This is a genomic window from Acidimicrobiales bacterium (assembly GCA_041394265.1).
GTDB lineage: Bacteria > Actinomycetota > Acidimicrobiia > Acidimicrobiales > SZUA-35 > JBBQUN01.
Genome location: JAWKIO010000005.1, coordinates 460,255 through 475,267 on the forward strand (window position 1 = coordinate 460,255; position 15,013 = coordinate 475,267).

The 15,013-nt window shown below is 67.6% G+C and carries 17 protein-coding genes and 1 tRNA gene; 3 read left to right on the forward strand and 15 right to left on the reverse strand.

The annotated features are described in order from the left end of the window. Positions 1 to 5: 5 nt before the first annotated feature. The 6 genes from R2733_02275 to R2733_02300 form a co-directional block, all read right to left on the reverse strand. The gene (locus R2733_02275) at positions 6 to 863 is read right to left on the reverse strand and encodes a hypothetical protein (protein MEZ5375307.1); all 858 of its coding nucleotides are present in this window, start codon (positions 861 to 863) and stop codon (positions 6 to 8) included. A gap of 53 nt (positions 864 to 916) precedes the next feature. Continuing rightward, entirely contained in the window at positions 917 to 1,546 is a 630-nt protein-coding gene (pth, locus tag R2733_02280) for an aminoacyl-tRNA hydrolase (GenBank protein MEZ5375308.1), read from the reverse strand. 8 nt (positions 1,547 to 1,554) lie between these two features. After that, positions 1,555 to 2,202, reverse strand: coding sequence for a 50S ribosomal protein L25 (locus tag R2733_02285; protein ID MEZ5375309.1), 648 nt, complete (start codon positions 2,200 to 2,202; stop codon positions 1,555 to 1,557). A gap of 93 nt (positions 2,203 to 2,295) precedes the next feature. Beyond that, entirely contained in the window at positions 2,296 to 3,276 is a 981-nt protein-coding gene (locus tag R2733_02290) for a ribose-phosphate diphosphokinase (GenBank protein MEZ5375310.1), read from the reverse strand. A gap of 20 nt (positions 3,277 to 3,296) precedes the next feature. Next, positions 3,297 to 4,406, reverse strand: a complete 1,110-nt coding sequence (locus R2733_02295) for an NTP transferase domain-containing protein (GenBank protein ID MEZ5375311.1) — start codon at positions 4,404 to 4,406, stop codon at positions 3,297 to 3,299. 26 nt (positions 4,407 to 4,432) lie between these two features. Continuing rightward, positions 4,433 to 4,505: transfer RNA gene (locus tag R2733_02300), tRNA-Gln, on the reverse strand. A gap of 180 nt (positions 4,506 to 4,685) precedes the next feature. Between R2733_02300 and R2733_02305 the strand changes: the two genes are divergently transcribed. Further along, the gene (locus tag R2733_02305; GenBank protein ID MEZ5375312.1) at positions 4,686 to 4,784 is read left to right on the forward strand and encodes an AURKAIP1/COX24 domain-containing protein; all 99 of its coding nucleotides are present in this window, start codon (positions 4,686 to 4,688) and stop codon (positions 4,782 to 4,784) included. 49 nt (positions 4,785 to 4,833) lie between these two features. Here R2733_02305 and R2733_02310 read toward each other — a convergent pair whose 3' ends face one another. The 8 genes from R2733_02310 to R2733_02345 form a co-directional block, all read right to left on the reverse strand. Beyond that, entirely contained in the window at positions 4,834 to 5,628 is a 795-nt protein-coding gene (locus R2733_02310) for a 4-(cytidine 5'-diphospho)-2-C-methyl-D-erythritol kinase (GenBank protein ID MEZ5375313.1), read from the reverse strand. A gap of 4 nt (positions 5,629 to 5,632) precedes the next feature. Next, positions 5,633 to 6,442, reverse strand: a complete 810-nt coding sequence (gene rsmA, locus R2733_02315; GenBank protein MEZ5375314.1) for a 16S rRNA (adenine(1518)-N(6)/adenine(1519)-N(6))-dimethyltransferase RsmA — start codon at positions 6,440 to 6,442, stop codon at positions 5,633 to 5,635. Between the two features lie 22 nt (positions 6,443 to 6,464). Further along, on the reverse strand, positions 6,465 to 7,337 hold the full coding sequence (locus tag R2733_02320; GenBank protein MEZ5375315.1) for a transglycosylase family protein: 873 nt from the start codon (positions 7,335 to 7,337) through the stop codon (positions 6,465 to 6,467). A gap of 150 nt (positions 7,338 to 7,487) precedes the next feature. Further along, complete coding sequence (locus R2733_02325) at positions 7,488 to 8,255, reverse strand: TatD family hydrolase (protein MEZ5375316.1); 768 nt, start codon at positions 8,253 to 8,255, stop codon at positions 7,488 to 7,490. Then, positions 8,252 to 9,892, reverse strand: coding sequence for a methionine--tRNA ligase (metG, locus tag R2733_02330; GenBank protein ID MEZ5375317.1), 1,641 nt, complete (start codon positions 9,890 to 9,892; stop codon positions 8,252 to 8,254). The genes R2733_02325 and metG overlap by 4 nt, the downstream gene beginning before the upstream one ends. Before the next feature lie 31 nt (positions 9,893 to 9,923). After that, positions 9,924 to 11,141: a DNA recombination protein RmuC gene (locus R2733_02335; protein ID MEZ5375318.1), complete on the reverse strand. Its 1,218-nt coding sequence runs from the start codon at positions 11,139 to 11,141 to the stop codon at positions 9,924 to 9,926. Positions 11,142 to 11,231: 90 nt separating this feature from the next. Continuing rightward, complete coding sequence (locus R2733_02340; GenBank protein MEZ5375319.1) at positions 11,232 to 11,504, reverse strand: hypothetical protein; 273 nt, start codon at positions 11,502 to 11,504, stop codon at positions 11,232 to 11,234. A 4-nt stretch (positions 11,505 to 11,508) separates the two neighbouring features. Next, positions 11,509 to 12,342 (reverse strand): enoyl-CoA hydratase-related protein, encoded by an 834-nt coding sequence (locus R2733_02345; protein MEZ5375320.1) that lies wholly within the window; start codon positions 12,340 to 12,342, stop codon positions 11,509 to 11,511. A 279-nt stretch (positions 12,343 to 12,621) separates the two neighbouring features. Here R2733_02345 and R2733_02350 point away from each other — a divergent pair, with 279 nt between their 5' ends. Both R2733_02350 and R2733_02355 read left to right on the forward strand, forming a co-directional pair. Continuing rightward, complete coding sequence (locus tag R2733_02350; GenBank protein ID MEZ5375321.1) at positions 12,622 to 13,383, forward strand: DUF2071 domain-containing protein; 762 nt, start codon at positions 12,622 to 12,624, stop codon at positions 13,381 to 13,383. Between the two features lie 75 nt (positions 13,384 to 13,458). Next, the gene (locus R2733_02355) at positions 13,459 to 14,409 is read left to right on the forward strand and encodes an alpha/beta hydrolase (protein ID MEZ5375322.1); all 951 of its coding nucleotides are present in this window, start codon (positions 13,459 to 13,461) and stop codon (positions 14,407 to 14,409) included. 25 nt (positions 14,410 to 14,434) lie between these two features. Here R2733_02355 and R2733_02360 read toward each other — a convergent pair whose 3' ends face one another. After that, the gene (locus R2733_02360; protein ID MEZ5375323.1) at positions 14,435 to 14,965 is read right to left on the reverse strand and encodes a DUF4870 domain-containing protein; all 531 of its coding nucleotides are present in this window, start codon (positions 14,963 to 14,965) and stop codon (positions 14,435 to 14,437) included. Between the last annotated feature and the right edge of the window lie 48 nt (positions 14,966 to 15,013).

Here is a 15,013-nt window from a genome sequence, read left to right on the forward strand (position 1 = left end):
TCCCCTCATGATCGCAGTGCCTGCATCGCGCCGCCCGATGGCCGTTCGGCGTCGGGCGCCGCTCCGTCGGTCCACCCGTCGGCGACCAGCGCCGAAGCCAGATCGTCGAGCGCACCCGGCAGGCGGGCCCCGTTCAGCGCCACGGCACCCACCTCGAGCTCCGGCCCGGCGTCGGTCGGTAGCTCGGCGCTCCGACCCAGCTGGTTCGCTTGGGCCTGTGTCGTGGCGATCAGGTCGTAGGTGCCGCGTCGTGTCAGGTAGATGTCGAGCACGGGAACGCGCGCAGGGCTGAAGGTCGTGTTGGCGTCGAGGTTCCTCCGCCACTCGTTGAACGCCAGATCGAAGTCATTCGTGGCAAACGTCTGCGTCCCCAGTTTCACCGCTGCGATCTGGGTGTACGCCGCCACACCGGCGGAGGTGTCGAGAGCATCGAGACCAGCGTCGGTTGAGCGATCGAGGTCGAGGAAACACGACCAGGCGGCCGGTGCGCAGACGTCGCCGAGGATCACCAACGGCGAGTGCACGATCGGGCCGGAGGTGCTGGTGACCTCGGCACTGGCGCGCACCCGTTGCTGTTCGCTGGCGAGGATGTCGAACCACAGGTCGGCGGCGATCCACACGACGGGCCCGTCATCGGTATCGTCGAGGAACCGATCGAGGGTGACACCGGGCGCTTCGACCTTCAGGTCGGCCGCATCGAAGACCGAGCGGCAGGCGTCGGCCAGGGCCGAGTCGCAATAGATCGTCGAGGACGCCCCGCCGAGTGAGAGTTCGCCACCGTCGTCGATGAAGCGTCGGATCACCACGGCACCGGTGATGAGAGCGACGGCGACGACGACGGCCAGCAGACGCTTCACTGCCATCGACGGGGGCTCCTCATGCCCTCAGTGTGGCAGGTCAGGAGCGGATCGAGCGATCAATCCTGTTCGCGTCGGTTCACCACGTTCATGGTGGCGTCGAGACCGTCACGCAGGAACTGCTCGACGGCGTCGGCGGCGCGAGCGACGGCGACGTCGAGTTCGACCCGTTCCGCCTTGCTCGGGCGGCGCAACACCCAGTCCCGGCCGACCTGCGATGCCGGAGGCTTGCCGACTCCCACCCGCAGCCGGACGAAATCGGTGGTCCCGACGTGCTGCGTGATCGACTTGAGGCCGTTGTGGCCGGCCAGTCCGCCACCCTGCTTCAGCTTGAGCCGGCCGACGGCGAGGTCGAGTTCGTCGTGCACGACGATGAGCGCGGCGCCGTCCTCGATGCCGTGGCGCCGAGTGAGCAGGCGCACCGACTCACCCGACCGATTCATGTAGGTCTGCGGGAACGCCAACGCCACGAGGTGGCCATCGATGCGAACCTCGGCGCTGAGCGCGCGTTCTTTCGACTTGCTGAGCCCACTGCCATGCCGCTCGGCCAGCAGGGCGACGACTTCGGCACCGACGTTGTGTCGTGTGCCGTCGAACTCACCGCCAGGATTGCCGAGCCCCACCACCAACAACTCGGCAGGAGTGCCTCGCCGAGGCGATTCTCCCGCCAGTCGTTTGAGGAGGGCCATGGAGACGACTACTCGGCGTCGTCGGCAACCTCGGCAGCGGCGTCGCCGCCCTCGGTGCCTTCGGTCTCTTCGTCCTCATCCTCGTCCAGCGCCATCTTGGAGGCGCGGGTGACGACCGGAGCGGCGACGGTGATGCGATCGCCCATGAGGGCGGTGACGCCCTCGGGCAGGTCGATGTCGCCGACCGAGATGCGGGAATCAGGCGTGAGCTTGGAGACGTCGACCTCGATCGAGATCGGGATGTTGTTCGGGGCGCACTTGACGCGCATCTGGAACATCTTCTGTTCGACGATGCCGCCGGTGTCGAGAATCTTCGAGGCCCGACCAACCAGGTGGACCGGGAGGGTGACCTTGACCGGCACGTCATTGTCGACTCGGAGGAAGTCACAGTGCTCGACGGTGCGCTTCACCGCGTTGCGCTGCAGGTCCTTGAGGATGACCGGCGTGGGGGTGCCATCGAGGTCGAGGTTGAACACCGTGTTCAGGCCGGCGGGGCCCTTGAGGGCGTCGCGCAGCTCGGCGTAGCCAACCGACACGGCGACGGGCTCCTGACCCAGACCGTAGACGACGCCGGGAATGCCGCCCTCGACCCGGATCCGGCGCGAGGGGCCGGTGCCCGTTTCACGATTGCTGATGCTGGCGACGACGGTCGTCATGGTCGATCCTCTGGTGCGTTCTCACGGAGCCCGCGACGGGGCCCAAGTACAAGGGTGGCAGCCTAGCGTCCGATGCCGACTCCCCCACCCGGCTCAGTTCTGGTTCTCACCGCCGAAAATGCGGCTGACGGAGTCGTCTTCGAACACGGCGCGGATGGTGTCGGCCAGGAGGGGCGCCACGGAGAGGATCTCGAGCTTGTCGAACTGCTTCTCGGCCGGCATCGGCAGCGTGTTGGTGACCACGACCCGGTCGATGACCGAGTTCTTCAACCGGTCGATCGCCGGTCCGGAGAAGACCCCGTGCGTGGCGGCGGCGGTGACACTGGCGGCACCTCGCTCGATGAGCAATTCGGCAGCGGAGCAGATCGTGCCGGCAGTGTCGATCATGTCGTCGATGAGCACACAGTCGCGCCCTTCGACGTCGCCGACCACGTCTTTGGCCTCGACGGCGTTCTTCACGCCGTGGAGGCGTCGTTTGTGGACGATGGCAAGGTCGGCGTTGAGATGCTGGGAGTAGCGCTCGGCCACCTTCACCCGTCCGGCGTCGGGCGACACCACGACGAGGTCGGAGCCGTAGCTCTTCAGATGATCGACCAGCACCGGCATGGCGGTCAGGTGATCGACCGGTCCGTTGAAGAAGCCCTGGATCTGACCACTGTGGAGATCGATCGACACCAGGCGCGATGCACCGGCCGAGGCGAACAGATCAGCGATCAGGCGGGCCGTGATGGGTTCGCGTCCTTCGGACTTGCGGTCTTGACGGGCGTAGCCGTAGAAGGGCATGACCGCCGTGATGCGCTTGGCCGAGGCGCGGCGAGCGGCGTCGACCATGATCAGGTGCTCGAAGATGGCGTCGTTGACCGACTGCCCCTCGACCGCACCATGGCCCTGCATGATGAAGACGTCGGACCCACGCACGGACTCGGCGAACCGGCAGTGGGTTTCGGTGTTGGCGAACTGGCTGAGGTGGGCCTGCGTGACCGTGATGCCGAGCGCCTCGGCGACCGCATCGGCGAGTTCGGGGTTGTGTCGACCGGCGAACAGGTGGAGGGTCTTCGTGGTGACGGCTTCCATGGTGTTTGCGTGCTCCCGGTTCAGTTGTCCGCCGTAGCAGCATAGAAGGGACCGGTGACAGCGCCATTCTCGACCTGCGATCCGGGTTCGAGGACCGCGAACGGGCCGACCTTCGCGTCGTCACCGACCTCGGCTTGGCGGGCCATGGTCTTCTCGATCACCGTGCGGTCGCCGACGGTGCAGCGATCGAGTCGAGTGTCGGGACCGATCTCGCAACCGTCGCCGATGATGGTGTCGCCCTGGAGGATGGTGCCGGGGAAGAGGGTGATGTCGGAACCCAGTCGGACCGTGGAGTCGATGTAGGTGCGTTCGGGGTCGACCATCGACACCCCACGATCGAGCCAGTTGCCATTGATCCGGCGCCGGAGCGCCGCCTCGGCCTCGGCGAGTTCCCGACGGGAGTCGACCGGTGACAGCGACGCCGACCGGCTGACCATCATGGTGGCCACCGGATGGCCGCTCTCGGCCAAGACGGCGAGCACGGCGGCCAGGTCGTGACGGCCATCGGGCCCGGCGAGCGGCGTGCGGCGGACGGCGGGAGCGAGGAGGCCACGAGAGACGCAGTACACACCGACCACGGCCTCGAGGTCGTCTCGCCCGACGGCGACGGCCTGGGGCTCGAGGCCCGAAACCCGACCATGGCGATCTCGGGCGACGACGAAGGGGTCGGCGAGATCCGCCGGCACGGTGAGCGCGGTGCAGGCAGCGCCGCTCGCACGGTGTTCGGCAACCAGTGACCGCAGCTCGGCCGGATCAACCAACGGCATGTCCGCCGGGACCACGAGGAGGTCGGCGTCGTCGACGAAGTCGTCGAACCCACTCAAGCCGACGAGCGCTGCGTCGGCGCTTCCGCGGTCGTAGCGCTGCTCGACGAACGAGACGTCGTAGGACGTCGGGTGCTCGGCCATTCGTTTGCGGACCCGGTCGCCGCCGGGTCCCGTGATGACGACCGCCGAGTCGATCCCGACCTCGCCCAGGGCGTCGAGCACGTAACCCATCATCGGCTGTCCGCACAGGACGTGGATGGACTTGGGCCGCTCGGAGCGGATCGGGCCGCCACCACCGGTGGCGATCACGAGCGCCGACAGACGCCGATCGGGACCGAGGTCGGCGTAGGCGTGATCTTCCACTGCGAGACCCTTCTCGAACGTGATCGCTCCCGGGGCAGGATTCGAACCTACAACGGCTGGATTCAAAGTCCAGTGTTCTACCAGTTGAACTACCCGGGAAGGTGGCGAACCGCGCCGCCATCTACCGTGCGGAGCGCGCCGGCTACACCGTATCGGGGATTGCCCGGCCGCCAGACGATCGACGCTGCACACGACGCTGTCGGGCTGAACCAGAACTGACCAAGAGGTGACGTTTGGTGCGTGGTGTTACCAGGGCAGAGCGCTACCCTTCGTCAGCTCATGGGATCGCTCATCAAGAAGCGCCGCAAGCGCATGCGCAAGAAGAAGCACCGCAAGCTCCTCAAGCGCACTCGCGTTCAGCGTCGTAACAAGAAGTAACAACTCCATATCGCCCGACCGCCCGGCAACGCGGCGGTGGCAGTCGACCTCAAGGCCACCCCACCGGGGTGGTCTTGACGATTCTGTGGCCAGGTCCTTCGAAGGCACCGGTGACGAACCAGCTCGAGCCGCTGCCGGCCAAGGTCGGCCGTTGGCCGGTTGCTTCGGCGAACTGGTCGCGCCACTGCGCCAGTTCGGGGGCCACCCGGAGGGCGGCGGCCTCGAGATCGTTGGCGCCATCCTCGGCAGTCGGCCCGCCGAGTTCGTCCCACGCTCGGTACACCGCCGGCGTGGAGCAAGCCACCGGCGGCGTGATCAGCGTGAGCGTCTGGGCCACGAACGGCAGCGGCTCGACGATCTCGCCGAACCCCCGTACTCGAGCGCGACCACCCACGAGGCAGAACGCCACGTCGGCACCGATCCTCGCCGCGGCCTCGACATCGTCGAACCCCGCCCATCGCAGCACGGCGGCGGCGTCGGCCGATCCCCCGCCCAGACCGGCCTGTGAAGGGATCACCTTGTCGATCTCGACATGGGCCCGGCGGCCGGCCAATGCGAGGGCTCGGGCGACCAGATTGTCGGGACCGAGCGGCACGTCGTCGCCGGCGCCGACCATCGACAAGCCCTCGGCCCCCTCGGTGATCGTGAGCGTGTCGGCGAAGTCGAGTGTCACCATCTCGGCGTCGATGAGGTGCAAGCCGTCAGGCCGGACTCCGGTCACCCGCAACGACAGGGTCAGTTTGGCGGGCGCGTGCACGACGACCGGTGTGGCGGTCGCCTCGTTGGCGTCATGGGACGCAGACGGCGCCGTCGGCTCGGTGGGCTCAGGGGGCGGAGAGGACACCGGCTCACCCTAATCGGGCGAGCGCTCCCCACTGCTCCAGCGTGAGCTCCTCCGGGCGCGCGGTGGGCTCGACACCGGCCTCGACGATCTGGTCGACGTCGAGCAGCGGCGCCAGGCTGCGGCGCAGCATCTTGCGTCGCTGCCCGAATCCGGCCCGAACCAGTTCGTTGAAGCGCTCGAACGGAGCGTCGACCCGAGGCGTGGGCGACCGATCGATGCGCACGAGGACCGACTCGACCTTTGGCTGCGGAAGGAAGAGTTGAGGCGGCACATTGCCCACGACCGAGGCGGTACCGAAGTACGCCACCATCGCCGATGGGATCCCACACGCTTTGTCGCCGGGCTCGGCCGCCAACCGCTCCCCCACTTCTCGCTGCACCATGACCACCCAGCGCTGGAGTTGGGGCTGGGCGACGAGGAGGTCGAGGATCAGCGGCGTGGCGACGTTGTAGGGCAGGTTGGCCACCACGGCCCAGGTGTCATCGCCGAGTTCGGCGTCCCAATCGAGCGTCATGGCATCGGCGTTGCGGATGTCGACGTCCAGCCCGGCCACGACCTCGGCCAGCACCGGCACGAGATAGCGGTCGATCTCGACGGCGAGCACACTGGCACCGGCCGTCGCCAGGCCGAGGGTCAGCGACCCCAGACCGGGACCGATCTCGACCACGCGGTCGCCGGGGCGAACCGCGGCGAGACGGACGATCTTGTCGACCATCGAGGGATCGCACAGGAAGTTCTGACCCAGGGCCCGGCTGGGGGCCAGGTCGTGTCGGTCGAGGAGCTCCCGGATCTGGGTCCGAGTGAGATGGGTCACGAAGGCGTGCAGCCGGGACGGATCAGCCGAGCCCGCGGCCACAGTGGGGCCAGGGTGCGAACCCACGTCGGGACCACAGGTTGAGCGCCATGGCGTCCTGGTCGGCCGGTGACGCCTGACTGGGCAGCACACCGACGAGGTCCGGGCGTCCAGCAGCAGTTGCGGTGGCATTCCAGGTGGCAACGCTGAACTGATACGCCCCGTAGTACAGGCCGTTCGAGCTGACGATCGTATAACTGCCGAAGGCCTCGCATTGGCGCAGTGCCGCCCAGTCCTCGGCGCTCGGGACACCAGGATCTGCGGCGGTGGTCGGTGTGGTGGGTTCCGGCGCGGCGGCGAGTTCGGTCTCATCGACAGCGGTCGTGGGAGCGGCGGTGGTCGGCGCGGCGGTGGTCGGCGCCGCCGTGGTCGGCGGGGCGGTGGTCGGCGCCGCAGTGGTCGGCGCTGCCGTCGCAGGGGCCGCCGTGGTCGGTGCCGCCGTCGTGGGGGCGGCCGAGGTCGGTGCGACCGGTTCGAGATCCTCGTGCGCGGTCGCAGATGTCGCCTGCTGGGTCGATGCGGCCTGTTGCTCGGGGCCAGCGCTGGTCGAGCTGGAGGCCGCGACGGTCGGGGTCGCCCGAGGACTCACGACGACGCTCGTGGCGGTCTCGCTGGCATCGGACTGCTGCAGGTCGAGCGCAGCCGACGGATCAGCACCACCATCGAGCAGGCCTTGGCGGTCGACCGTGTCGAGCAGTGAGCTGGCCGTCGCCTCGGATGCCGTGGTGGCCACGCCGGTGGTGGAGGGTTCCTGCGACGCTGCCACGGTCATGGCAGTGGACGCCGCGGACGCGTCGATGTCGAGGGAAGACCCGCGTCCGAAGAACAGGACGGGGAGCGCTACGAGCGTTGCCAATCCGCACAGGGCAACACCCAAAGGATTCACCTTCGAGGAGGAGTCTCGCCCGGAACCGGAGTGCGACGCGAAAGCAGGAGGGCTGCAACGCACGGTGTCGAAGCTAAGTCAGGCGTCATGGAACCGCAACACCTTACGGTGTTGCATCGTTCACGTTCCGTACAGGTTCTCGCCGTTTCGCCAGGTCAGGCTGGCAATCTCGGAAACGGAACATTCCTTCAGATTGGCAAGTTTTTCCCCGATCAGCGGCACCAACGCCGGCCGATTGGGTTGACCGCGATGTGGAACCGGGGTCAGATACGGCGAATCGGTCTCGACCAGCAGGCGGTCGAGCGGGGTCATCACGGCGGCCGCCTGCAGGTCGGTGGCGCTGGGAAAGGTGACGATCCCGCTGAACGACAGGTAGGCGCCTCGCTGGAGGCATTGCTCGGCCTCGTCGGGGCCACCGGTGAAGCAGTGGAACACCGTGCGTGGCGGGATGCCCACGTCGTCGAGGATCTCGAAGGTGTCGTCCCACGCCTCGCGGGTGTGGATCACAAGCGCGAGGTCGAGCCGACGTGCGAGTTCGATCTGCTCGATGAACACCGCCCGTTGCACGTCGCGAGGCGAGTGGTCGTAGTGATAGTCGAGTCCGCACTCCCCGACTGCCACCACCTTGTGCTTGGTGACCGGATCGGTCAGCAGCGCTTCGAGCCCATCGGTGCCGTCCTTCGCGTCGTGGGGATGCACACCGGCGGTGGCGTAGACGTGGTCGAAACCCAAAGCAATGTCGATCGCCTCACGCGAGTCCTCGACCGTGCATCCGACGGTCAACAGCTTGGTGACCCCGGCCGCGGTGGCCTCGGCGACGATCTCGTCGGCCGGACGCTTGTTGGTGGTCAGATGACAGTGATTGTCGAACCACTGGGTGGCGGTCATGCCTCGGCTGCTTCCAGTTCGGCCAGGTCGATCTTGGCGAACAGCGGCGTTGGCTTCGGGATCGGTGTGCCCGGCACGAGCTCGACTCGTTGCCACCCGTCGGGTTCCCCGAGCAGCTGGTCGAGCGTGGCCGATGAGAAGGGCAGGAAGGGGCGCATGGCCACGCGGACGCCGTTGATCGCGGCGAGCGCGACGAAGAGTTCGGTGAGCCCTTGGTCGCGGTCGGCCTTGACGGTCTTCCACGGTTCCTTGGCATTGAGGTAGGCGTTGACGGCTTGCGCTGACGACATGGCAACCCGGAGCGCGGCGCGCAGCTCGACGGCGTCGAAATGCTCGGCCGCCTCGACCAGGGCGGCGTCGACGGCGTCGAGCAACGTCTGCTCGTCGGGGCCGAAGGGGCCCGGCGTCGGGACGGCGCCCTCACCGTTCTTGTGGATCATCGACAACACCCGGTTGACGAGGTTGCCGTACGTGGCGACCAGCTCTTCGTTGATGCGCCGAGCGATCTCCTCGACCGAGATCTCGGTATCGGACTGCTCTGGCAGCGACGCCGCCAATGCGAAGCGCAGGGCATCGGGTTCGAACCGTTCGAGCCCCTGTTCGATCGTGAGGCCGATGCCGCGGCTGGCCGATGCCTTGCCACCCTTGAACGTGACGTATTGATTGGCCGGCACGTTGTCAGGCAGGTGGAGATCGCCCGCCCCCATCAGCTGGGCCGGCCAGAAGAGGCAATGGAACGGGATGTTGTCCTTGCCGATGAAGTAGACGTGATGGGCGTCGTCGTTCTCCCACCAACGCCGCCAGGCATCAGGATCGCCCTGGCGAGTGGCCCACTCCTTCGAGGCCGACAAGTAGCCGATCACGGCGTCGTACCAGACATAGATGCGCTTGCCCGGTCCCAGGTCGTCGACCGGTAACTCGATACCCCAGTCGAGATCTCGGGTGATGGCGCGGTCTTGCAGTCCCTCCTCGGTCCAGCCGAGGGCGAAGTTCAGCACATGCGGTCGCCAGCCCTGGCGGGTCTTCAGCCAGTCCCGGACCCGATCGTTGAAGTCGGAGAACCGGTAGTAGAAGTGCTCGGTCTCACGCAGTTCGGGGGTGGCGCCGGAGATCTTCGACCGTGGATCGAGCAGTTCGGTGGCGTCGTAGGTCTTGCCGCAGTTGTCACACTGATCGCCGCGGGCGTCGGTGTAGCCACAGTTCGGGCAGGTGCCTTCGAGGTAGCGGTCGGGCAGGAACCGCTGGGCGGTCGGATCGTAGAACTGCTCGGAGACCCGCTTGTCGATATGGCCGTTCTCGAGCTGGGCGAGGAACATCTCCTGCGTGACCTGGGCATGGTTTTCGGTGCCCGTGGTGGTGTAGAGATCCCACGCGATGCCGAGTGCCTCCCACTGTTGGAGGAACTCGTTGTGGTAGCGGTCGACGATGTCTTGCGGCGTGACGCCCTCGGCGTCGGCCCGCACCGTGATCGGGGTGCCGTGCACGTCGGAGCCCGACACCATCAGGACGTCGCGCCCCCGCATGCGCTGATGTCGGGCATAGATGTCGGCCGGCAGGTAGGCGCCGGCGACGTGACCGAGGTGGCGTGAGCCCGAGGCATAGGGCCAGGCGACAGCGACGAGAACAGGGGTACTCATGGGGACCGAGGCTACCGGGTCGCCCTGCCCGCTAGCGGGGGATTCGCTGGTGGTCGAGGTCGAGCGACGGGGCACTGGCGGCGGTGTCGGTCAAGCGCCGCGCCGGATCGAGATGGAGGAGGCGGCGATCGCGTACCGCCTCGAGCTGGTCGAGTTGGCGCTCGAACTGACGCGATCTCGGGCCACGGAGCTCGTCAAGGGCCGCCTGCGCCGACGCCAGACCACGGTGGGCCTTGTCGACCGAGTCACCGAAGCGCTGCCACTGGTCGCGCACCCCGGCCACCGCTGCGAGGATCTCGTCGCTGCGCCGCTCGACCAGGAACGCATCGACCGATTGCCGGATCACGGCGAGCACGGCGAACAGAGTGGTCGGGCTGCAGGGGACGACCTTCTGGGCCAGCGCAAGGTCGATCAGCTCGGGGTCGTTGTCGTGGATGAAGCCGTAGACGCTCTCGTTGGGCACGAACAGCAGGAGGTAATCGACGGTCGTGGCCGGGTCGATGTAGGAACGATCGGCCAGCTCCTTGACCCGCTGGCGAACGTCGTTGCCGAACGCTCGGGTGCAGCGCCCGATCTCGGCGGGATCATCGGCGTCGATCGCCCGGAGGTAGTTGTCGATCGGGAACTTGACGTCCATGTGCACGAGATGACCCTTGGGCAGGAAGAACGTGTAGTCGGGCACGGTGCCGCCCTCGAGCCGTCGCTCACGAGCGAAGTTGACACCCTCGACGAACCCGGCCGCGGCCAGGACGTCGGCGGCCATTCGTTCACCCCACTGTCCTCGGGCCTTGGGCGAAGCGAGGGCCTGGCGTAGTGACTCGGTGGTATCGGCCAGGGCGCGCGTGACCGCCATGGCGGACTCGATGCCCTTGGTGAGCGTGCCCTGCTGTTCAGCTCGCTCGACCTGGAGCGACTGCACCAGGTTGGCGACCCGGTGCAGTTCGTCGGTGAGCACCTGGACCTGGTCGCTGACCGATGCCCGCTCGCGATCGATCACGTGCTTGCCGACGCTCAGCTGATCACCGAGCTTCGACGAGGCCACCGAGATGGCGGTGTCGAGGGCCGCCTGGGACGACTCGGCTCGCTCCTGCCGCATGGCGGCAACGGCCGCCGACATGATCTGGCGACGCTCGGTATCGAGCTCGGAGCGCAGGGCCGCATCGGCGGCTCGCCGACGAGTGGCGTCGACGAGGACGCCGAGGGCGAGACCGGCACAGAACGCGGCGACGGCGACGAGGAGCAGCTGCATCCCCCCATCATGACAATGGGGTCTGACAGGCCTTTCCAGGCTGCTGTCGGTGGTCGGCCACCCACCACGATGGCCGAACTCTCGGCTGGTTCAGGTGAGTGGTGGGAGGTCGCCGAAGTCGAGGTCGAGCGGCTGCCCCGACGACGCTGCGGCTTCGGCCACCTCTTCCTGCTGTTTGTCGAACCCGAGGGCCTCGGAGATGCCGACCATGGCCGCCATCACGATCGATCCGTTCGCCCGACCGCCCGGCCGCGGCGGGAGGGTCACCGGCACCGTGCGCTCGCTGTCCTCACCGTTCGGCTCGCGGCCCTCGACAGGGCGGTCGTCCTCACCGTTTCCACCGTCGGCTGACCGGGCCGCCACCACGTCAGCTCCCCTGGAAGTTCGGGCTGCGCTTCTCGACGAAGGCGGCCGCCGCTTCTCGATGATCGGCCGTGCTCATGGTGCGGACCATAGCGGCGGCCTCCGCGTCGAGGGCTTCGGCCAGGCCGACACGAAGCGCACGGTTGATGTTCTCCTTCATGTACCGCTGGGCGATCGGCGCACGCTCGGCCAGCGAGCGGCAATAGTCGAGCGCCGCCTCGGCGAACCCGTCGTCGGGCAGGACCTCGTTGACGATGCCCAGCTCCTTCGCTTCGGTCGCGCTCAGTCGGGGCGACGTGAAGTAGAGCTCCTTGGCCTTCGCCGGTCCAAGCAGCTGGGTGAGGAACCAGCTGCCGCCGAAGTCGCCCGATGCCCCGACGTTGGCGAAGGCGGTGACGATGATGGCCCGCTCGGCGGCGATGCGGAGATCGGCCGACAGAGCGATCGACATGCCTGCTCCCGCCGCAGCACCGGGCAGCGCAGCGATGACCGGTTTGGGGAACTCGTGGAGGGTGAGTGACACCTGCTTCTGCCGCATCCGAAGGTTGGCCACGCCGTCCTCCAATGACACCGAGGCTCGGGCCCCCGAGGAGTTGTTCTCGTGCATGCCCTTCACGTCGCCGCCGGCGCAGAATGCACCACCGTTGCCGGTGACCATGACCACTCGCACGTTGGGGTCGTCACGCATGATCGGAAGTGCCGCCGCGAACCCGGCGTAGATCGCATCGGACAGGGCGTTGCGGCGGTCGGGTCGGTTGAAGGTGATCACCCCCACGTGGCCGTCGATGTGGGCGAGCAGGTCGTCCGAGCCGGTGTCGATGCTGATGATGTCGGTCATGGGGTCCCCTTCGGCGATGTCGCCCCAGCTTCGTGCCACCGCGCCACCGGCGCAAGATGACCCAGCGCCATCGGCGAAGCCACAACCAAGCTCCGGGGTTCCGTCCAATCCGGCACAACCTCCGGGGTTGCGTACCGCTGGGCGAACGCAGCCCCGGAGGTTTGTCTGAAATGGACGCTGACCCGGAGGTTCGTGAGGGAGGAAGAACAGTGGAGGCCGGGCGAAGGGCCCGATCGCCCGACCTCGCGACCGCCTGTCGACGTGGCGTACGCTCGTTCCATGTCGAGCGACGGCACCGGGATCGTTGACGCTGCCAACGAGATCGGCGGGCACTGCCCGCACGAGATTCGCCACGAGGTCATGCACATGTGGTGGGAGGACCTCACGTTCCTCCACTACGAGATCGACCCCCGGCAGGTGCAGGCCATCCTGCCGGACGGATTGCGGGTCGACACACTGCACGGTGTCACGTGGGTGGCGCTCGTCCCGTTCGACATGCGAGTCGGCCTGCCCGGTGGGTGGCAGCTCCCTCGGGTCGGCCACTTCCGGGAGACCAACGTGCGGGTCTACGTGGTCGACCGTGCTGGGCGGCGCGGCGTGTGGTTCTCCTCGCTCGAGGCCAGCGATCCGCTGGCGGTCGTCACCGCTCGAGCCACCTACGGTCTCCCCTACTTCTGGGCCGACATGTCGATCGAACGAAGCGGCACCAAGATCACCTACGAATCGCGACGCCGACGCCCCGGACCGAAGGGAGCCCGCCATCGTTCGGTCGTCCGGGCGGGAGCGAGCATCCCCTCGGCCGAGGTCAGCGAGGTCGAGCACTTCCTCACGGCACGATGGGGCCTGTTCTCCCAGTGGCGTGGGCGCCTGGTCTACGCGCCGGTCGAGCACGACCCGTGGCCGCTCCACCGGGCCGAGTTGCTCGAGCTCGACGACGAGCTGCTCGCCGTGGCGAAGCTGTCACCCGAGACCGACGTCCAACCCCTCGTGCACTGGACCCCGGGCACCTCGATCCGGATCGGCCGGCCACGCTTCGTCTGACAGCGCCACCGCCCGGCGTCACGCCGAACCCATCACCATTCGTGTCGCTCACCTCACAGGTGACAGCATGGGCCGATGCCGTTGATGCCCGATGTTGCCGCCGTCCTCGAAGCACTCGCCGCCCTGAACGCGCCTCCCCTCAGTTCCGGCACCCCCGAGCAAGCCAGGATCAACTACTCGAAGGCACCCAAGCCCGCCGGTGATCCGGTGGCGAACGTCGAGGACCGCACGATTCCGGGACCCGACGGCGAGCTTCCCGTCCGGATCTACTGGCCCGAGCCCGACACCGACGCCGCCACGGTTCCGCCGGTGATTGCCTTCTTCCACGGCGGCGGCTGGGTGCTCTCGAACATCGCCGGCCACGACAGCCTGGCTCGCCGTATCACCACTCGGACCGGGGGCATCGTGATGTCGGTCGACTACCGCCTCGCCCCCGAGCATCCGTTTCCCGCACCGCACGACGATTGCTGGGCCGCCACGCAATGGCTCGCCGAACATGCCGCCGAACTCGGCGGCGACCCCGATCTCGTGATGATCGCCGGCGACTCGGCGGGCGGGAATCTTGCCGCCGGTGTTGCGCTCCGGGCTCGCGATGAGGGCCTGGCACTCGCCGCCCAGCTGCTCATCTACCCATGTGTCGACACCGACTTCGAGCGGCCGTCGATGATCGACAACGCCACCGGGTATTTCCTCGACACCACCGACATGGTGTGGTTCTGGGATCAGTTCGTGCCCGCCGACCAGCGCTCGAATCCCTACGCCGTACCCATGCGGGCCGACGACGTGTCCGGGCTGGCGCCCGCCCTGATCCAGACCGCCGAGTACGACCCGCTACGCGACGAGGGCGAGGCGTGGGCTGCTCGTCTGAACGAGGCCGGTGTCGAGGTCGAGGTGACCCGATACGACGGGGTCGTCCACGGCTTCGTGAGCCGGTGGGAGCAGATGGCACGAGCGCTCGACGCCCACGATCAGATCGGCCGCTTCGTCCGCGACCGTTCGACCCCCGCGTCGCCGGCCACGCCCTGATCCGAGGCTCTGGAAGCGTCGGCGGCTACTTGATGAAGCGAATGGTGAGCGGATAGCGGTAGTACTCGCCCTTGTTGGCCTTCACCGCCCCGACGACATGCAGTGCGAGCACGCCGAGCGCCAGGAACGGCATCAGGATGAAGAGGAAGATCCCGACGATCACGAACACCAGGATGAACGAGACGATCGCGTAGGCGGTGAAGTAGATCGCCATCGAGATCGAGAAGTTCAGTGCCTCGGCCGCCTGGTCACGCACGAACGGCGACTCGTCCTTCTTGACGAGGTAGATGATCAACGGACCGATGAGCGAGGCCACGATCCCGAGGAGGTGGGCGATCATCGCCATCGATCGCTCGTCGGAGGACGGGAACGCGCCCACGGCCGAGCCCGATGGTGCGGCAGCAGCGCCATACGCGCCCATCGGTGCGTAGCCGGCGGGAGCAGCGTTTGCGCCGGGAGCGAAGTGCTCCGTCCAGGCGGTGCCGTCCCAGTACCGCTGTCGGCCGTCGTCGGTTGGATACCAGCCGGCAGGAGCGCCGGTTCCCTCGTTGGTCATGGTGCACGTTGTAGCACTGCTCGGTCGCCCATGACGGGAGTGACGATG

Excerpts from the sequence above, each read along its gene's own strand:
- R2733_02275 (MEZ5375307.1), bottom strand. The coding sequence starts at position 863 with ATGGCAGTGAAGCGTCTGCTGGCCGTCGTCGTCGCCGTCGCTCTCATC.
- pth (MEZ5375308.1), bottom strand. The coding sequence starts at position 1,546 with ATGGCCCTCCTCAAACGACTGGCGGGAGAATCGCCTCGGCGAGGCACT.
- R2733_02285 (MEZ5375309.1), bottom strand. The coding sequence starts at position 2,202 with ATGACGACCGTCGTCGCCAGCATCAGCAATCGTGAAACGGGCACCGGC.
- R2733_02290 (MEZ5375310.1), bottom strand. The coding sequence starts at position 3,276 with ATGGAAGCCGTCACCACGAAGACCCTCCACCTGTTCGCCGGTCGACAC.
- R2733_02305 (MEZ5375312.1), top strand. The coding sequence starts at position 4,686 with ATGGGATCGCTCATCAAGAAGCGCCGCAAGCGCATGCGCAAGAAGAAG.
- R2733_02325 (MEZ5375316.1), bottom strand. The coding sequence starts at position 8,255 with ATGACCGCCACCCAGTGGTTCGACAATCACTGTCATCTGACCACCAAC.
- metG (MEZ5375317.1), bottom strand. The coding sequence starts at position 9,892 with ATGAGTACCCCTGTTCTCGTCGCTGTCGCCTGGCCCTATGCCTCGGGC.
- R2733_02335 (MEZ5375318.1), bottom strand. The coding sequence starts at position 11,141 with ATGCAGCTGCTCCTCGTCGCCGTCGCCGCGTTCTGTGCCGGTCTCGCC.
- R2733_02345 (MEZ5375320.1), bottom strand. The coding sequence starts at position 12,342 with ATGACCGACATCATCAGCATCGACACCGGCTCGGACGACCTGCTCGCC.
- R2733_02350 (MEZ5375321.1), top strand. The coding sequence starts at position 12,622 with ATGTCGAGCGACGGCACCGGGATCGTTGACGCTGCCAACGAGATCGGC.
- R2733_02355 (MEZ5375322.1), top strand. The coding sequence starts at position 13,459 with ATGCCGTTGATGCCCGATGTTGCCGCCGTCCTCGAAGCACTCGCCGCC.
- R2733_02360 (MEZ5375323.1), bottom strand. The coding sequence starts at position 14,965 with ATGACCAACGAGGGAACCGGCGCTCCTGCCGGCTGGTATCCAACCGAC.